Annotated in this window: 13 protein-coding genes; 4 read left to right on the forward strand and 9 right to left on the reverse strand. The window is 65.3% G+C overall.

Annotated features, from left to right (window positions below; translation table 11 throughout):
* Window positions 1–14: 14 nt before the first annotated feature.
* The 3 genes from IRZ56_RS20885 to IRZ56_RS20895 form a co-directional block, all read right to left on the reverse strand.
* Window positions 15–2,135: a TonB-dependent siderophore receptor gene (locus tag IRZ56_RS20885; RefSeq protein WP_196146688.1), complete on the reverse strand. Its 2,121-nt coding sequence runs from the start codon at window positions 2,133–2,135 to the stop codon at window positions 15–17.
* A gap of 188 nt (window positions 2,136–2,323) precedes the next feature.
* Window positions 2,324–4,324, reverse strand: coding sequence for a peptidase U32 family protein (locus IRZ56_RS20890; protein WP_196146689.1), 2,001 nt, complete (start codon window positions 4,322–4,324; stop codon window positions 2,324–2,326).
* Between the two features lie 297 nt (window positions 4,325–4,621).
* Window positions 4,622–4,996 (reverse strand): RidA family protein, encoded by a 375-nt coding sequence (locus IRZ56_RS20895; RefSeq protein WP_196146690.1) that lies wholly within the window; start codon window positions 4,994–4,996, stop codon window positions 4,622–4,624.
* Window positions 4,997–5,165: 169 nt separating this feature from the next.
* Here IRZ56_RS20895 and IRZ56_RS20900 point away from each other — a divergent pair, with 169 nt between their 5' ends.
* Complete coding sequence (locus IRZ56_RS20900; RefSeq protein WP_230386073.1) at window positions 5,166–5,861, forward strand: tRNA (adenine(22)-N(1))-methyltransferase; 696 nt, start codon at window positions 5,166–5,168, stop codon at window positions 5,859–5,861.
* Window positions 5,862–5,868: 7 nt separating this feature from the next.
* On the opposite strand, the gene IRZ56_RS20905 is transcribed toward IRZ56_RS20900, so the two are convergent.
* Window positions 5,869–6,138 (reverse strand): DUF2790 domain-containing protein, encoded by a 270-nt coding sequence (locus tag IRZ56_RS20905; RefSeq protein WP_196146692.1) that lies wholly within the window; start codon window positions 6,136–6,138, stop codon window positions 5,869–5,871.
* Window positions 6,139–6,259: 121 nt separating this feature from the next.
* On the opposite strand from IRZ56_RS20905, the gene IRZ56_RS20910 reads away from it, so the two are divergent.
* Complete coding sequence (locus tag IRZ56_RS20910; protein ID WP_196146693.1) at window positions 6,260–7,189, forward strand: LysR family transcriptional regulator; 930 nt, start codon at window positions 6,260–6,262, stop codon at window positions 7,187–7,189.
* 70 nt (window positions 7,190–7,259) lie between these two features.
* Here the strand turns inward: IRZ56_RS20910 and IRZ56_RS20915 are convergent, their stop codons facing one another.
* Window positions 7,260–7,580, reverse strand: a complete 321-nt coding sequence (locus tag IRZ56_RS20915) for a hypothetical protein (RefSeq protein ID WP_196146694.1) — start codon at window positions 7,578–7,580, stop codon at window positions 7,260–7,262.
* Window positions 7,581–7,717: 137 nt separating this feature from the next.
* A complete protein-coding gene (locus tag IRZ56_RS20920; protein WP_196146695.1) occupies window positions 7,718–9,019 on the reverse strand; it encodes an MFS transporter in 1,302 nt (433 codons plus the stop codon).
* Between the two features lie 473 nt (window positions 9,020–9,492).
* Between IRZ56_RS20920 and IRZ56_RS20925 the strand changes: the two genes are divergently transcribed.
* A complete protein-coding gene (locus IRZ56_RS20925; RefSeq protein WP_196146696.1) occupies window positions 9,493–10,584 on the forward strand; it encodes a metal-dependent hydrolase in 1,092 nt (363 codons plus the stop codon).
* Between the two features lie 84 nt (window positions 10,585–10,668).
* On the opposite strand, the gene IRZ56_RS20930 is transcribed toward IRZ56_RS20925, so the two are convergent.
* The 3 genes from IRZ56_RS20930 to IRZ56_RS20940 all read right to left on the reverse strand — a co-directional run bounded on the left by IRZ56_RS20930 (window position 10,669) and on the right by IRZ56_RS20940 (window position 14,868).
* Window positions 10,669–11,679 carry an aldo/keto reductase gene (locus IRZ56_RS20930; protein ID WP_196146697.1) on the reverse strand — a complete coding sequence of 337 codons (1,011 nt, stop codon included), beginning with the start codon at window positions 11,677–11,679 and terminating at the stop codon, window positions 10,669–10,671.
* A 133-nt stretch (window positions 11,680–11,812) separates the two neighbouring features.
* Window positions 11,813–13,345, reverse strand: coding sequence for an FAD-dependent oxidoreductase (locus tag IRZ56_RS20935; protein WP_196146698.1), 1,533 nt, complete (start codon window positions 13,343–13,345; stop codon window positions 11,813–11,815).
* 194 nt (window positions 13,346–13,539) lie between these two features.
* Entirely contained in the window at window positions 13,540–14,868 is a 1,329-nt protein-coding gene (locus IRZ56_RS20940) for an MFS transporter (protein WP_196146699.1), read from the reverse strand.
* 157 nt (window positions 14,869–15,025) lie between these two features.
* On the opposite strand from IRZ56_RS20940, the gene IRZ56_RS20945 reads away from it, so the two are divergent.
* Window positions 15,026–16,123: a sugar diacid recognition domain-containing protein gene (locus IRZ56_RS20945; RefSeq protein WP_196146700.1), complete on the forward strand. Its 1,098-nt coding sequence runs from the start codon at window positions 15,026–15,028 to the stop codon at window positions 16,121–16,123.
* Window positions 16,124–16,328 lie beyond the last annotated feature (205 nt).

Below are 16,328 nucleotides of genomic sequence, written 5' to 3' on the forward strand. Positions count from 1 at the left end.
CCCCATACGATGCCTCAGAAGGTATAGCTCACACCCGCCTGCACCGTGCGTGGTGCACCCGGGTAGACGTAGTTGTTGAAGGCGCCTTCGTCGTATTCCTTGTTGAACAGGTTCTTCAGGTCCAGGTTCAGCCGAACATGCTCGTTGACCTGGTAGAACGCCAGCAGGTCGACCACGGTGTATTGCTGCATGGTATAGGTGGTCGCCGCGGTCCGCCCGGCGCGATCGTCGATGTACTTCACGCCCATGCCCAGGCCCAGGCCCTTGGCCAGCCCGTCCTGGAACTCGTAGGTATTGAGCAGGCTGAAGCTGTTGCGTGGAATGTTGGCCAGGCGGGTGCCATCAGGCAGGCTCGTATCTTTGGTCACCTCGGCATCGACATAGGCGTAGCCACCGATCACACGCCATTCGGGGGTGATGTTGCCGGCCACGGTGATGTCCAGGCCACGGCTGCGCACTTCGCCGGCGGCGACCTTGTAGGTGCCGGTGGGATCCTGCGGGTCGTTGGCCAGGACGTTCTCCTTGACGATGTGGTAGATGGCCGCATCGACGCTCAGCTGGCGATCCAACGCTTCCCACTTGACGCCCAGTTCATACGACTTGCCTTTTTCCGGGTCGAAGCCCTGGCCTTGCCGGCTGGCACCATTGTTGGGCTTGAACGAACGGGCGGTGTTGGCGTACACGGCGACGGTGTCGGTCAGGTCGTAGATCACGCCCAGGCGTGGAGTCACGGCATTGTCGGCGGCGGTCCAGTCAGCAGCACCTGGCAGGTAGTTGTCGTACTGGTGCTCGAAGCGCTCGAAGCGCAGGCCCGCCAAGACCTTGAGCCGTTCGGTCAGGGCAACCTGGTCCTGAATGAAGACCGCCCAGGTCTTGAGGTTTTCCTTGTCATTGGTGGTGGGGAGGCCCAGTTCGGGGCGCGGCTGGCCCAGGACCGGATCGAAGATGTCGATGGGGTAGTCCGTCTCCCCGCCAGCTGAGCGGCGAATGATCGATTGGTAATCATAATCTTCGTATTCGATGCCGGTCAGCAGGGTATGGGCAAAGCCTGCGGTGTCGAAGTGGCCGGTCAGGTTGAGCTGGTAGTCCCGGTCTGTCCATTCCAGTTTGCGGTAGTTGAAGTTGCGCCCCAGGGTATGGCCATCGGCCTGGAGCTTGTTGGCTTCAACGGCATTGCCCTTGAGGGTGCCGTCGAGCCACTGCATGCCGCCGCCCAGGGTCCAGTCGTCGTTGAGCTGGTGCTCGAAACGCAGCTGGGCCATGTTGTTATCGTTGTGCAGCAGGTTGTCGGTGCCTTTTTCCCAGATATTGGTATCGCGCGAGGCCGTGCCGCGTTGGGTGGGAAGGCGGGTGAGGCCGCGGTCCAGGGGGTGGTTGTTGCGCATGAAATCGCCTTCGAACACGATGCGCGTGGTGTCGTTGACCTGCCAGCTGAGCACCGGGGCGACGTCGTAGCGCTCGGTCTCCACGTCATCGCGGAAGGTCTCGCCGCCTTCGCCGAGCAGGTTCAGGCGATAGGCCAGGCGTCCGTCGTCGCTGAGCGGGCCGGTGGCATCGAGCGTGGCGCGGTGCATGCCCTGATCATCGAACTGGCTGCCCAGGGTCACCTTGGGCTCGGCCAGGGGCTGCTTGCTGACCGCGTTGAAGGTACCGCCGGGGTCGCCGCGGCCATACAGGCTGGTGGCCGGGCCGCGTAGCACTTCGAGACGCTCGACGGTGTTGGCGTCGGGGGCGTTCGGGTAGCCGCGGTTGATGGGGAAGCCGTTGCGGTAGAACTCGCCCGTGGTGAAGCCGCGCACGGTGAAGGTGGTCAGGCCTTGGCCGCCGAAGTTGTTGGCGCGTCCCACACCGCCAGCGTAGTCCAGGCCATCCTGCAGGCGAGTGGCGGCGGTGTCTTCCAGTACATCTTTGGGCACGACACTGACCGACTGCGGCGTTTCATGAAGTGCGGTGTCGGTGCGTGTAGCGCTGGCCGAGCGGGTTGCCCGGTAGCCGATCACAGGGCCGTCGGCACGCTCCAGCTCGCTGGCGGCATCGATGTTGACGGCTTGCAGTTCCAGAGGCGCCGCTGGTTCAGCCAGGGCGAAGGGCGCTACGGCATTGATGAGGCAGAGTGAAACGAACGCACGACGCATTGCAGTACGATCCTACGGGGGCGGGAGGCGCGGATCATAACTGATAGGAATTATCGTTTACAGCGGTATTTGGTGTACCAGAGTACCAATTGATGAACGTGCGAAAAGGGGCCGCTTTGCGGCCCGATCACGGGACCAGCCCGCTCCTACAGGACTTGTGCAAACCAACTGTGGAGCGGGCTACGCGCTCAGTGCGGCGCGCGGGGAATGGTCTTGAGCAGGTCTTGCGGACTGATGTGGCCGACCACCTGGGCCACGGCGCTGCCTGGGGTGGGCAGGTCGAGGATGTGATCCTTGATCTTGCCGACCACGTGCATCTCGCAGGGCTTGCAGTCGAACTTCAGGGTCAATACTTCATCGCCATGCACCAACTGCATCGGCGCGACCTTGGTGCGCACGCCGGTGACGCCCTTGGCCTGCTTAGGGCATAGGTTGAACGAGAAGCGCAGGCAGTGCTTGGTGATCATCACTGGCACTTCGCCATGCTCCTCGTGGGCTTCGAAGGCGGCGTCGATCAGCTGCACCCCATGGCGGTGGTAGAAGTCGCGGGCCTTCTGGTTGTAGACATTGGCCAAGAACGACAGGTGCGCCTCTGGGTAGACCGGCGGTGGGTTGGTCTCGGCCTTGCGCCCGCCACGCGGGTGCGCCTTGACCCGTGCCTCGGTCAGGGCCTCGATGGCCTCGCGGCGCAGGGCCTTGAGCTGCGAGTTGGGGATGAAATACGCCTGGGGTGCGTCCAGTTCTATGGCATCGGCGTGGTACTGGGTTGTGCCCAGCTGGCCGAGCAGGTCATGCAGTTGGTCCAGGGCCTGCTGTGGCTTGTTGGCGGCGCCGAACGGGCCGTCGAGGGCCACCTGCACGCTGATGCCTTCCTCGCTGGTGACGGTCAGGGCCAGGCGCTGTTCGCGCAGCACGGCGTGCCATTGCACGCCCACGCGGCGCTCGGCGGAGGTGCGCTGCAGTGCCTGTTGCCAGTTGTGGTCCAGGTTACGCGACAGCGGGTGGTTGGGGCGCAGCTTGTGCAGGCCTTCGGGCATTTCGTTGGGCTCGACCCGGTAGCGGTAGCGCGTCTGGCCGTCTTCCTCGAACTCGCCCTTGGGCTCGGCGATGTTGGCGCGAAAACCCACCACTTCGCGCTTGACCAGTACATTGAGACCGTCGCCGTTGGTCAGCGGCACTTCGGTGACCACCAGCAGGTCGCGCTTGCCGACTTTCTCCACCACGCCTACTGGCAGGCCGGTGAAGGTCGGGGAGTCGAAGGCGCCAATGTCGATCTTGCGGTCGCTGACGAAGTAGTCGGTGCTGCCGCGGTGGAAGGTCTTGTCCGGGTCAGGCACGAAGAAGTGTTCGGTGCGCCCGCTGGAGGCGCGCGCCAGGTCCGGGCGGCCTTCGAGGATCGCATCCAACTCCTTGCGGTAGTGGGCGGTGATGTTTTTCACGTAGCCCATGTCCTTGTAGCGGCCCTCGATCTTGAACGAGCGCACGCCGGCGTCCACCAGGTCGCTCAGGTTGGCGGTCTGGTTGTTGTCCTTCATCGACAGCAGGTGCTTCTCGAACGCCACCACGCGGCCCTGGTCATCCTTGAGGGTATAGGGCAGGCGGCAGGCCTGGGAGCAGTCGCCACGGTTGGCGCTGCGGCCGGTCTGGGCATGGGAGATGTTGCACTGGCCGGAGAAGGCCACGCACAGGGCGCCATGGATGAAGAACTCGATGGCCGCGTCGGTCTCGGCGGCGATGGCACGAATTTGCTGCAGGTTCAGTTCGCGGGCCAGCACCAGTTGGGAGAAGCCGGCCTGGTCGAGGAACTTGGCTCGTGCCAGGGTGCGGATGTCGGTCTGGGTGCTGGCGTGCAGCTCGATCGGCGGGATGTCCAGCTCCATCACCCCCAGGTCCTGGACGATCAAGGCGTCGACGCCGGCGTCGTACAGCTGGTGGATCAGCTGGCGGGCGGGTTCGAGCTCGTTGTCGTGGAGGATGGTGTTGATGGTGGTGAAGACCCGCGCGTGGTAGCGGTGGGCGAATTCCACCAGCCCGGCGATGTCGCTGACTTCGTTGCAGGCATTGTGGCGCGCACCGAAGCTGGGGCCGCCGATGTAGATGGCGTCGGCGCCATGCAGGATCGCTTCGCGGGCAATGGCCACGTCACGGGCGGGGCTGAGCAGTTCCAGGTGATTCTTTGGGAGGGACATATCGTTATGGTCGGGCTGTCACGGGCAAGGCGCGCATTGTACCGGTGAAATGGCCCGGGAGCATCCATTGGCTGCCCAAAGGGGGCTGCGGCGCAGCCCTTTCGCGGCACAAGGCCGCTTGTACAGGGAGGTGTGGGAGCGGGCTTGCCCCGCGATCAAGGGCCAGACGACGGTGATATCGGGCCCGGCCTAATCGCGGCACAAGGCCGCTCCTACAAGGGAGGTGACGCAGATCTGTGGGAGCGGGCTTGCCCGCGATTGGGCTGCGAAGCAGACCCAGCCACGGGGTGCCAGGGATCAGGCCTTGGCGGCCATTGCGGTTACTTCCACGCGCATGCCTTCGAAGGCCAGCGACGCCACGCCCACCGCGGCACGCACCGGCCACGGCTTGCTGAAGAAGCGCTGGTAGACCTCATTGAAAGCCGGGCGGTCGGCCATGTCGGTCAGGTAGATAGTCAGGTGCACGACGCGGTCCATCGAGCTGCCGGCACGCTCCAGGGCGTCCTTGAGCGCCTGCAGAGTGCATTCGCTCTGCTCGACGATATCGCCCAGCGCCAGGCTGCCGTCGGGGCGGGTCGGGATCTGGGTGGTGACCAGCAGGCCGTTGAACTCGGCCACGTCGGAGGAGATGGATTCCGGGTCGCTGTCGGGGGTGAAGAGGATATCTGCCATGGTTGATTCGCCTTGCAACGGAAGGAAACTCGCAAGCCTACGCGAGCGGCTTGGCCGGGTCGAGCCGTGGCCCTGGTCGCGTGCATTTGAAAAGCGCAGCGAGGGCGGTCAGAATCGCGCCCCGGTCCGGCCGAGGGTGTCGGGCAAGCGTTGCAAGAAGGGGCAAGGGTTGAACGAACAGACATTATCGATGCGTCTGGAGCGCGTGGCGGCGCATGTGCCGGCCGGCGCGCGCCTGGCCGATATCGGCTCGGACCACGGCTACCTGCCGGTGGCGCTGATGCTGCGCGGCTGCATCGAGGCGGCTGTGGCCGGCGAGGCCGCGCCGACGCCGTATCATTCGGCCCAGCGCAAGGTACGCAAGAACGGCCTGGAAGCGCGCATCACCGTGCGCCTGGCCGACGGCCTGGATGCCATCGAGCCGCAGGACGGCATCACCGCCATCAGCCTGTGCGGCATGGGCGGCGAGAAGATCCGCGAGATCCTCGAGCGCGGCAAGCACCGCCTGAGCGGCAAGGAGCGCCTGGTGCTGCAGCCCAACGTGCGTGAGGGCACCCTGCGTGAATGGCTGATGGAAAACGACTACCGCATCCTGTGCGAGGAATTGCTGGAGGAAAATGCGTTCACCTACGAGATCATCGTTGCCGAACGCTGCGAGGCGGTGGCCTATTCGCCCCAGGAGCTGTACTTCGGCCCCTTGCTGATGCAGGAGCGCAGCCCGGCCTTCCTGGCCAAGTGGGGCTTGAACCTCAAGCGCAAGCGTCGGGTCATGGCGCATTTCGTGCGAGCCCGCCAGGGCGTGCCGGAGCAGAAGGTCCAGGAAGTGGCGACGCAGGTGCGGTGGATCGAACAGCTGTTGGCGTGACCTGACGCTACAGCTGCGAGCAGTTGCCCATTTCCTGGTACTTGACCTTGTGGGTCTGGCCTTCGTGGTCGACATAAACCATCTGCGCTGTGCCCACCGCACAATCGGCCGCATTGCTGGCGGGGGTGATGGAAATCACCTTGGCCACGTCCAAAGGCATGCCGTATTCGTAAGTCTGACTGGGGGTGCCGACCGGTTGTGTGGTGGCCGGGGCGGCGAAGGCAGTGAACGAAGCGAGGGATGTGAACAGGGCAAGGAACGCGGTCGAGCCTTTCATGGCGGTCTCCTTTAATCGGTGATGACCCATGATGGATTGCTTAGGGATCAGCGATAAATGGGCTGTTTCGTGATAGATTCCTGCCTTTGATGCATGAATGCCATCACAGGAGCGCGTTGATATGGACATGCTGCACGCCATGCGAACCTTCGCCCGGGTAGTGGAATGCGGCAGCTTCGCCGCTGCGGCCAATGCCCTGGATATTTCTGCCGCGCAGGTGTCGCGCATCGTTGCGGAGCTGGAGAACCAGCTGCAGACCCGCCTGCTGCACCGCACCACCCGCAGGCTGCGCATGAGCGAGGCGGGGGAGCGTTTTCTGGAGCGTTCGCGGCAGATCATGCTGCTTACCGAGGAGGCCATGGACGAAGCCCGCGGCGCCCACCTCACGCCCCGCGGCCGCCTGCGTTTTCATTGCACCCATGGCCTGGGCCTGTTGATGATGCCGCTGGTGGCCCGCTACAACGCCGCCTGCCCGGACGTGGTGATGGAGCTGACCCTGTCCCAGCGCAACCCGGATGCGGTGGCCGATGGCCAGGACGTGGTGATCACCATCGGCCAAGGCCTGCCGGACTCGCAGTTGATCGCCATCCCGCTGGGCAGTATCTACAGCATTCTCTGCGCCTCTCCCGAGTACCTGGCTCGCCATGGCGTGCCCCAGCGCCCGCAAGATCTGCACCAGCATGTCTGCCTACGCACGGTCGACCCGTTGTTCGAGGAGGATTGGTCGTTCGAAGGGCCGGACAACTGTGTGATCGTGCCCCAGGACACCTTCCTCACCAATGTCGCTGACGCCATGCTCAAGGCCACCGAGCTGGGCATGGGGATTGGCCTGCTGCCGTATTATTCGGCAACACAGGCGATCGAGGAGGGGCGCCTGTGTCGACTCCTGGCGCCCCACCGCCTGCGTCAGCGGGAGATCTACGCGATTTACCCATCGCGCCATTACCTCGACGCCAAGGTGCGTACGTGGCTGGACTTTCTCAAGGAGCAGTTGCCGGTGTTGTTCCAGGCCCACGAGCGCGTGGCAGACGACGCACGTTACTGGCGCTGACGGCACGGGGCATGGCACTGGTGGCGCCGAGGTTCGCGCGCAGGCCTGCTCCTGAAGATTCTGCTGGCGTTCAGCGGCTGTCTTGGTCCTCTGCGGTACCGCCGGAGCCGCCTGCGCCGGTGCCGGTCGCTTCGCCGGTGTTGTTCGAACCACCGGTAGTGCCGTCGGCTGCATCGGAATCGGTGCCGGTGTCGCTACTGTCGTTGTCCTGAGTGCCGCCGGGGTTGTTGGTGCTGCTGCCTTCACCGGCCGTGCTGCCGCGAGGGTGCTCGCCCGAGGTGTGGTCGTCGTGGGGAGGGCTGCCGGTGCCGTTCATGTCCGTGGCGGCAACTGCGGCGCCACTGGAAAGGCCCAGGCACAGGGCAAGGAACAGGGGCTGGAAGCGAACCATGGCGAATCTCCTGTCGGGATGATTGTCCTCGTGTGGTGTTCACAAATAACAACCACACTAGGTTCGTCTGCCCAGGGCCGGGCAGGGTGCCCGGCAGGCGACCAGCGGTAGGGGCTGCTCCGCAGCCCCCCGGGCAGTCAGTGGGTCTCGGCCCGGTGTACCGGGTTTTCGCCGCTTACCGCATCGGCCATGGTCGGATGCTCCTGGGCGGCGTGCATCAATTCCTCGGTGACCCGCAGCTCCGCGCCGGTCGGTGAGAAGGTGGCCGCCGGGGCGAAAGGTGCCGGGTGCTCCGGTGCCGGGCGCTTGCCACGCCGCCACACGAAGAAGCCGACCATGGCCAGGTTGATCACCGCGAAGGCCCAGAACAGCCCGGCCTCGCCATAGGCGCTCATCACCGGCGAGATGGCCAGCGGGGCCATGGACGAGCCCAGCGAGTTGATCAACAGCAGGCCTTGGATCATCGGCACCAGGGCATCGGACGGGGCGCGGTCGGCAGCGCTGCTGACCGCCACCGGGTACAGCGCGAACACACCGCCACCGAGCAGGAACAGCATGGCCGGCAGCAACGCCGAATCGGAAGGCAGCAGCACGATCACCACCGACAGCACGGTACACATCGCCGCCAGGGCGATCAGCACCAGCTGGCGGTCCTTACGGTCGGACCAGCGCCCGACCGGGTACTGCAACAGCATCGCGCCGAGGATCACCCAGGCCATCATTTCGCCGACCTCGCCTACGTCCATGCCGATACGCTGCAGGTACAGCGGCAGCAGGGCATAGATGCCGGCGATGGCCACGCCCGAGCCGAAGCAGCCCACCAGGCCGGTGGGGGCGATGCCGAGCAGTTGGCGCGGCTTGAGCGGTTCGACCTGGTCAAGCAGTGGCGACACCCGCGGCAACACCACGATCGGCACCACCGACAGCGTGGCCAGCATGCCCGCGACCATGAACGGTGCGGTAGCGCCCCAACCGGTGATTTCGCCCAGGGTGGCCTGGGCCAGCACGCCGGCACCGTAGAAGGCAATCATGTACAGCGCCAGCAGGCGGCCGCGGATCTTCGGGTCGCCTGCCAGCAGCAGCCAGCTTTCGATGACCAGGAACACGCCGACCGCAGCCCAGCCGTTGATCAGGCGCAGGGCGAACCACCAGGTGGTGTCGTAGAACAACCCCTGCAGCAGGATGGTCGCTGCGATCAAGGACGCGAAACTGGTGTAGGCGCGGATATGGCCGATACGCAGGATCAGCCGGTCGTTGAAGATCGCGCCGAGGGTCAGGCCGATGAAATAGGCCGACGAGACGATACCGATCATGGTCGCCGATTCACCGGCGTCGCCCAGGCGCAAGGTAGTGAGGGAAGACAGGAAGCCGTTGCCCAGGGCAATGATGAACAGCCCAAGCAGGGGTGCCAGCGCCATGGCCAGCAAACGCGCAGACATAGTTACCTCTAGTTGGAGAAAGCCACGAGTGTGCCTTTTCGATGGCGCAAGGGCTGCGCGGGCGTGCCTGGCAAGGGATGCGACCCAGACGCCGCTCACCGCTTTGGGGGGCAGTTGGGGCTTGGGATAGGCAACGGGGCGAAAAGGAGGCGCGATTCTAAGGCCTCGGCGCGTTTTACCCAAGGGGCTGCCCCCTGCGACAGGAGGCCGCAGGCTCTGCCTATAACGGCTATTGGCAGATCACCCTGCCTTTCGGGCTGCGTTGTCGCACGAAGAACAAGTGGCAAGCGCTACCCCCTGTGGGAGATCACCCAGCCCTTGCCAAGCGACGGTGATATCGGGCCCGGCCCAATCGCAGGACAAGCCCGCCCCACAAATAGTCCGCAAAAATAAGGGGAGGCTTCGGCACAGTTTGCACTGTCAGCCAGGATGAAGGTAGTTTCCTGAAAACGATGTTCTCAGGGGGTTCTACCTTGGATTCACTGACCCAAGCCGTCCTCGGTGCGGCCTTGCAAGGTGCGGTGCTGGGGCGCATTCAGGGCCGCCGCTCATTGCTTTACGGCGCGGCCCTGGGCACCTTGCCGGACCTGGACGTGGTCATTCGCTACGCCGACCCGGTGTCGCAGATGACCTACCACCGGGGCTTTTCCCATTCGATCTTCGTCCTCACCGGCCTGGCCCTGCTGCTGGCCTGGCTGGTGAGCGCGATCGGCCGAAGGCGCTGGCCCGAGAAGGATTATCGCTGGCCGAGGCTGTTCCTGGCCTTCTGGCTGGCCCTGGTGACACACCCGATCCTCGATGCCTTCACGGTCTATGGCACCCAGTTGTTCTGGCCATTGCACCTCACTCCGGAGAGTTGGGCGGCGGTGTTCATCATCGACCCGGTGTACACCGTGCCGTTGCTCGCGGCCGTGCTGTACGCGGCATTCAGGGGGATGCAGGGCAGGGCGATCCCGCTGCTGACCCTGGCGCTGGTGTTCAGCACCGCCTACCTGGGCTTTGGCCTGGCCGGGCGCATGGCGGCCGAGCAGCGTTTCCAGTTCGCGCTGGACCAGCAGGGCATCGCCGTCATCGAAGTGCGGGCCGTGCCGATCGCGTTCAACAGCCTAGTATGGCGCGTGCTGGCCAAGACCCCCGATGGGCATTACTACGAAGGCGTCAGTAGCCTGTTCGACCGCCAGCCGCCGGAAATGCAGCGCCAGTCGCTGAACCTGGACGCGGCCAAGGTGCTCGACGGCGTGCCGCTGCACGAGCGTCTGCGCTGGTTCACCGATGGCTGGCTGCGCTATGACGTGGTGGGCGATGCCCTGGTCGTGACCGACCTGCGCATGGGCATACCGGGTAACTACACCTTCCGCTTCAACATGGCCAGCCGTGATGGAGCAGGCCACTGGACCGCCGGTACCCCCACGCTGTGGCTGGGCGACGGCGTCGGTTCGATGTTCAACGCCCAGGACCTGGTGCTGATCTGGCGACGCATCGTCGAGCAGCAGCCACCGCTGCCCCTGGCGACCTGGACCCAGAAATACCTGGGCCCGGCGCAGGCCGCCGAAGCAGGGCGCTGAGCGCAACATTTCCCCGCCACCTGCTCCCGCAGCCCTGTGGGAGCAGGCTCGCCCCGTGATCGGCCGCAGCGCGGCCACGTAGGCTCAGGCGCGTGGCAACCGCCCGGTGACGAAATGCGCCACATCGTTGAAGCCGGGTGTCGAGGCATGCCCCGGGGTCACCAGCGAATCGATGAAGGCCTCGTCCTCGGCGCTGATCTTCACCTCCAGCGCGCCCGCATAGGTATCCCACTGGGCCTCGGTACGCGGGCCGACGATCGCCGAGCTGACCAGGCGATTGTTCAGCACCCAGGCGATGGCGAACTCGACGATACCCACACCCTTGGCATCGGTATAGGCGTGGATCTTCTGAGCGATGGCCAATGACTCCTGGCGCCATTCGACCTCCATGATGCGCTTGTCCTGGCGCCCGGCGCGGCTGCCGGCGTCGGGCGTGGAGCCCGGCGCATATTTGCCGCTGAGCACGCCACGGGCCAGCGGGCTGAACGGCACCACGCCCAGGCCGTGGTAGGCCGCGGCGGTCAGCTGTTCAGGTTCGGCCTGGCGGTTGACGATGTTGTACAGCGGCTGGCTCACCACAGGCTTGGCCACACCCAGGCGCTCGGCCAGATTGCAGATTTCGGCGATGCGCCAGCCGCGGAAGTTGGACACGCCCCAATAGCGGATCTTGCCCTGCTGCAGCAGATCGCCGATCGCCCGTACGGTCTCTTCCAGCGGCACGTTGTGGTCTTCGCGGTGCAAGTAGTAGATGTCCAGGTAGTCCAGGCCCATGCGCGTCAGGGAGGCGTCGAGGGCATTGAACAGGTGCTTGCGCGACAGCCCGCTGCGGTTCGGCACCCCGTCCACCGGGCCATAGCCGGCCTTGGAAGCGACGATCCAGTCCTGGCGATGGCGCGCCACGGCTTCACCGACGATCTCCTCCGAACGGCCAGCGTTGTAGACGTCAGCGGTGTCGATGAAATTGATGCCCTGGTCCCAGGCTTTGTCGATGATGCGCAGCGAGTCCTCGGTGCTGGTCTGCTCGCCGAACATCATGCTGCCCAGGGTGAGCGCGGAGACCTGGAGGCCACTATGGCCGAGGGAACGGTAGATCATGCTGGGGGCCTTTTGTCTGGGAGTGTCGAGCTGTTTTACACATATCCCCCGGGCATTGAAAGGCTTGGCCCGTCAACGGTAAGACGCCTCTGCGAGAATACCGGGCCTCGGGTGCGGAGGGTGAACCGAATTCTCAATCCGGCCATGCATCGATCAATTCCCGTGCCTCGCGGCTGGTCAGCGGCCGCTTCATCCGCTGCGACAAGGCAGCCATGGCCCTGGAATAACCTTTGGCGATCACCGCTTCGACCTGGTCGTCGATACATTGCAGGGCGATGAAGTTGCCTTGTTCCGGTTCGCCGACGTACTCGATGCGGTTCCAGTTGCGCCCGTGGCCGAGCACCTCCAGGGTGCGCCCGTGCTGGTAGGTCCAGAAAAACGGCACGTCGTCGTAACGGCGCTGCTCGCCGAGCATGTTGGCGGCGGCAATGACGCCATGCTGCTGGGCCAGGCGCCAATGTTCGATGCGCGCCGGGCGGCCGGTGAGCGGGAACGTGGCGATATCCCCGGCGGCCCAAAGGCCTTCGGCGGCCTGCATCTGAGCGTTCACCACCAGCGACTGGTCATCGGCCAGGGGCAGGCCATGCACGAAGGCAGTCGCTGGCTTTACGCCGACGCCCAGCAGGACCAAGGGGGCGTCCAGGCGCTCGCCGTTGGCCAGCAGCACCGCCTGGACCCTGTCCGTGCCTTCGAAGCGCTGCACCTCGGTGGGCCCATGGAACACCACGCCCTTGCGCTCGTGCAGCTCGCGCAAAGTGTGGCCGATGCGCTCGCCAAGTTGCTTGGCCAGGGGAATGTCATGGCGGGTCACCACATGCACGTTCAAACCCTGCTTGCGCAACGCCGAGGCCGCCTCCAGGCCGATGAACCCATCGCCGACGATGACCACCGATTGCCCGGGCTCGGCCGCGTCGAGCAGATGGGCGGCGTCGTCCCGGGAGCGCAGCAGGCAGATGCCTGGCAACTGTGCGCCCGGAAGATCCAGGCGCTTGGGCTTGCCGCCGGTGGCCAGCAGGGCGGCGTCGTAGTCCAGACGCTTGCCGTCGGCCAGGACCACCTGGCGTTTGTCGACATCGAGGATGCGCACCTTGCCGTACACGCGCTCCAGATGGCCACGGCGCAAGGCGCCGGGCTCCAGCAGGGCAGGGACCTCGTCGGGTGGCATCTGCCCGGCGATGACGAACTTGCTCAGGGCGGTACGGTCGTAGGAGGGCTGGCGCTCCTGGTCCACCCACACCAGGCGACCACCGAAACCGTGCCCCAGTAACGTGGCCACGGCCGCGGTACCTGCGGCGCCGGCCCCGATCACCACGAAACAGCGGGCGTCGCTGTGTCTGGGCGGGTCGTTCATCGGCATGGCCTGGTCATCGACCCAGATCTCGCCGTCCTTGACCTGCACCGGGTAGCGGCGCAGGTCCGCCAGGGCTGGAGGTTCGCACACGGCGCCCTCGTCCACGGCGAAGGCCGCCTTGTGCCAGGGGCAGACCAGCAGGCCGCCGCACAAGGCGCCTTCTTCGAGGGGCGCCCCGGCATGTGGGCAGTTGCCCTGGTAGGCGTGGACCTGGTCGCCTTGGCGAATGAGGATGATTTCTTCGGTGCCGGCCTGGGCTCGCAGGGGCTTGCGTTCGTCGAGCTGGTCGAGGCGGGCCACGCTGTGCTGGGCCATGGGGCGTCTCCATAGAACCGTTCAGGTCCATTTGACGCCCTTGTCGCGCAGGGGATGCAAGCAACCGACGATCGGGGTGCCGCGGGCCCACTATCACCGTCGCCTGGCAAGGGCTTCGCCCCTTGATCCCGGGACAAGTCGCACCGCCGGCCCCACAAGCGTCTGCGCCGCATGTGCAGCGCAGACCTGGCTTGTCAGTCGGCGCGAACGGCCTTCAGCGCACCGGCACGGGTCACCCGCAGCGCCACCAGGCTGCCCAACACGATCAACGCCGCCAGCGAATACAGCGCGGCATCGGTCGAGCCGGTGTGGTCCTTGATGAAACCGACCAGGTAAGGGCTCAGGAAGCCCGCCATCTGGCCCACCGAGTTGATGATCGCCAGGCCCGCCACTGCGGCACTGGCGCTGAGCAGGGCCGTCGGCATCGGCCAGAACATCGGCAGGCCGGTGAGCGCGCCCATGGTGGCGATGGACAGCCCGAGCAGGGCGATGGTCGGGTTCTGGGCGAAGTTCACCGCGATCAGCAGGCCGATGGCGCCCATCAGCATCGGTACCACAAGGTGCCAGCGGCGTTCGTTGCGCAGGTCAGCCGAACGGCCGACGACAATCATGAACACCCCCGCCAGCAGGTACGGGATCGCGCTCAGCCAACCGATCAGCAGTGGGCTGTCGAAGCCCAGGTTCTTGATGATCGACGGCAGCCAGAAGTTGATCGCGTATACACCGCTCTGGATGCAGAAATAGACGAAGCCGAAGGTCCAGATCAACGGATTGCTCAGCACGGCGAGCACGCCATCACCGCGGGCGGCTGGCTTGGAGGCCGCGTCGGCCTTGAGGTCGGCTTCGATCAGCTGGCGTTCGGCCGGGCTCAGCCAGGCCGCTTTCTGGTAGCCGTCACTGAGCAACATGACCGCCAGGATCCCCAACGCGACGGTGGGTAGGCCCTGGATCAGGAACATCCACTGCCAGCCGGCCAGGCCATGCTGACCGGCGGCGAAGTGGTCGAGGATCCAGCCAGAGAACGGCCCGCCGAGCAGGCCCGAGACCGGTATCGCCGACATGAACAGCGCCATGATGCGGCCGCGGCGGTCCGCCGGGAACCAGCGCGACAGGTACAGCACCACGCCCGGGAAGAAGCCCGCCTCGGCGGCGCCGGTGAGCAGGCGCAGGGCGTAGAACTCGGTGGGGGTGGTGACGAACAGCAGGCAGGTCGAAAGGGTGCCCCAGGCGATCATCATCACCGCGATCCAACGCCGCGGGCCGAAGCGGTTGAGCGCCAGGTTGCTGGGCAGGCCGCACAGCACGTAGCCGATGAAGAAGATACCGGCGCCGAGGCCGTAGACGGTTTCGCTGAACTGCAGCGCGTCGAGCATCTGCAGCTTGGCGAAGCCGACGTTGACGCGGTCCAGGTAGTTGAACAGGTAGCAGATGAAAATGAACGGAATCAGCCGCAGGGTGATGCGCCGGTACAGTGCATCGCGGGTGATGTCTTTGCCTTGGTCAGGGGCGGGGCTGTGTGCCATGATCGGGTTCTCTTTTGTTATGGTTGTCGCCGCGTCGCCTGTTCCGGCGCTCGCCCTGACGAGTCTCGGTGAGCACGGCGCGGCTGTCTTTGTGCTTTTGCACAGCCTCTGGCGCCAGCTGCTGTGCCGGCGACCAAAGCCTACCAAGGATCCTTGCATGTTCGAACTGGACCACGACCTGGCGCAGGACATCGTCGACCGGGCGATGGCCATCCTCCCGTGCAACGTCAATGTCATGGATAGCCAGGGCCTGATCCTCGGCAGTGGCGAGCCGGAGCGGATCAACACCCGCCACGAAGGCGCGCAACTGGTATTGGCCAACGGCCGGATCGTCGAGCTGGACGTGGACGCGGCCAAATGGCTGAAGGGCGTGCAACCGGGGGTGAACCTGCCCTTGATGCTCGATGGTCGGCTGATCGGAGTATTGGGGCTGACGGGGGACCCGCAGCAGTTGCGCACCTACGGCGAGCTGGTGCGCATGACTGCCGAGATGCTCCTGGCCCAGCGTCACCTGCAAGTGGAGCAGCAATGGCGGCGCCAACGCTGCGATGACCTATTGGCCTTGCTGCTGGGTAGCAGCGGCGACTCACCGCGCTTGCTCGACGAGGCTCGGCAGTTGGGCCTCAAACCCCAATTGGCCCGGGTGCCCTGCCTGTTCGAGCTCGAGTCCGGGCCACCGGCGGAAACCTTGGCCGGCTGGTTTATGAGCCGCTTCCCGGACAGCTGGTGCGTCAGCCCTTCGCGGCATTCGCTGCTCTGGTGTCGCCCGGCGAGCGTGGCCTTGGACGAGCAGCGCCTGGTCGAGCGCCTGGCACGCCATGGCTGGCAGGTCGAGCGCCTGGCCCTGGGCAACGTGGCGCATAGCTTGGAGCAATTACGTCGCGGCTACCGGCGGATTCGGGACTTGCTGGCGTATGGTCGTGAAGTGCTGCCAGGCGAGCGCCTGCTCAGCCTTGGCCGTTACCGGTTGCCCGCCTTGCTCTGGCGCCACCGCAACGACGATGCCCTGGAGGAACTGCTCGAGCCGTTGCAGCGCATCCGCGCCAAGGACACCAGTGGGCAACTGCTGGCGACCCTGCGTGCCTGGTGCGCCCACGACGGGCAGAGCCAGGCCTGCGCCGACGCGCTGGGGATCCACCGCAACAGCCTGCGGTACCGCCTGGAGCGCATTGCCGAGGTCGGCGAGGTGGACCCGTTGCGGCTGGAGGGCATGTTGAGCCTGTATTTGGGGTTGCAGTTGCTGCCAGCGCAATAACCCTGGCCGTCTAGCGCTTTTTTCGGCCTTGTCACCGTGTGGGAGATTCTATGGTTGTGGGCAAGCCGGCTCCCACTGGTGCAGCGCCAACCACCCCCTGTGGGTGCGGGCTGCCCGGCGATGAAGACAACCCTTTACTCAAAGCCAGATCGCATCCCAATGTGGGTAATCACCAATGCGCTCAACCAGCCTTGCTCGCTCAGGA

The organism is Pseudomonas guariconensis, assembly GCF_015680235.1.
In the GTDB taxonomy this organism is placed as follows: Bacteria; Pseudomonadota; Gammaproteobacteria; order Pseudomonadales; family Pseudomonadaceae; genus Aquipseudomonas; species Aquipseudomonas guariconensis_A.

Excerpts from the sequence above, each read along its gene's own strand:
- IRZ56_RS20915 (WP_196146694.1), bottom strand. The coding sequence starts at position 7,580 with ATGGTTCGCTTCCAGCCCCTGTTCCTTGCCCTGTGCCTGGGCCTTTCC.
- IRZ56_RS20895 (WP_196146690.1), bottom strand. The coding sequence starts at position 4,996 with ATGGCAGATATCCTCTTCACCCCCGACAGCGACCCGGAATCCATCTCC.
- IRZ56_RS20930 (WP_196146697.1), bottom strand. The coding sequence starts at position 11,679 with ATGATCTACCGTTCCCTCGGCCATAGTGGCCTCCAGGTCTCCGCGCTC.
- IRZ56_RS20940 (WP_196146699.1), bottom strand. The coding sequence starts at position 14,868 with ATGGCACACAGCCCCGCCCCTGACCAAGGCAAAGACATCACCCGCGAT.
- IRZ56_RS20945 (WP_196146700.1), top strand. The coding sequence starts at position 15,026 with ATGTTCGAACTGGACCACGACCTGGCGCAGGACATCGTCGACCGGGCG.
- IRZ56_RS20885 (WP_196146688.1), bottom strand. The coding sequence starts at position 2,135 with ATGCGTCGTGCGTTCGTTTCACTCTGCCTCATCAATGCCGTAGCGCCC.
- IRZ56_RS20890 (WP_196146689.1), bottom strand. The coding sequence starts at position 4,324 with ATGTCCCTCCCAAAGAATCACCTGGAACTGCTCAGCCCCGCCCGTGAC.
- IRZ56_RS20935 (WP_196146698.1), bottom strand. The coding sequence starts at position 13,345 with ATGGCCCAGCACAGCGTGGCCCGCCTCGACCAGCTCGACGAACGCAAG.
- IRZ56_RS20905 (WP_196146692.1), bottom strand. The coding sequence starts at position 6,138 with ATGAAAGGCTCGACCGCGTTCCTTGCCCTGTTCACATCCCTCGCTTCG.
- IRZ56_RS20910 (WP_196146693.1), top strand. The coding sequence starts at position 6,260 with ATGGACATGCTGCACGCCATGCGAACCTTCGCCCGGGTAGTGGAATGC.
- IRZ56_RS20920 (WP_196146695.1), bottom strand. The coding sequence starts at position 9,019 with ATGTCTGCGCGTTTGCTGGCCATGGCGCTGGCACCCCTGCTTGGGCTG.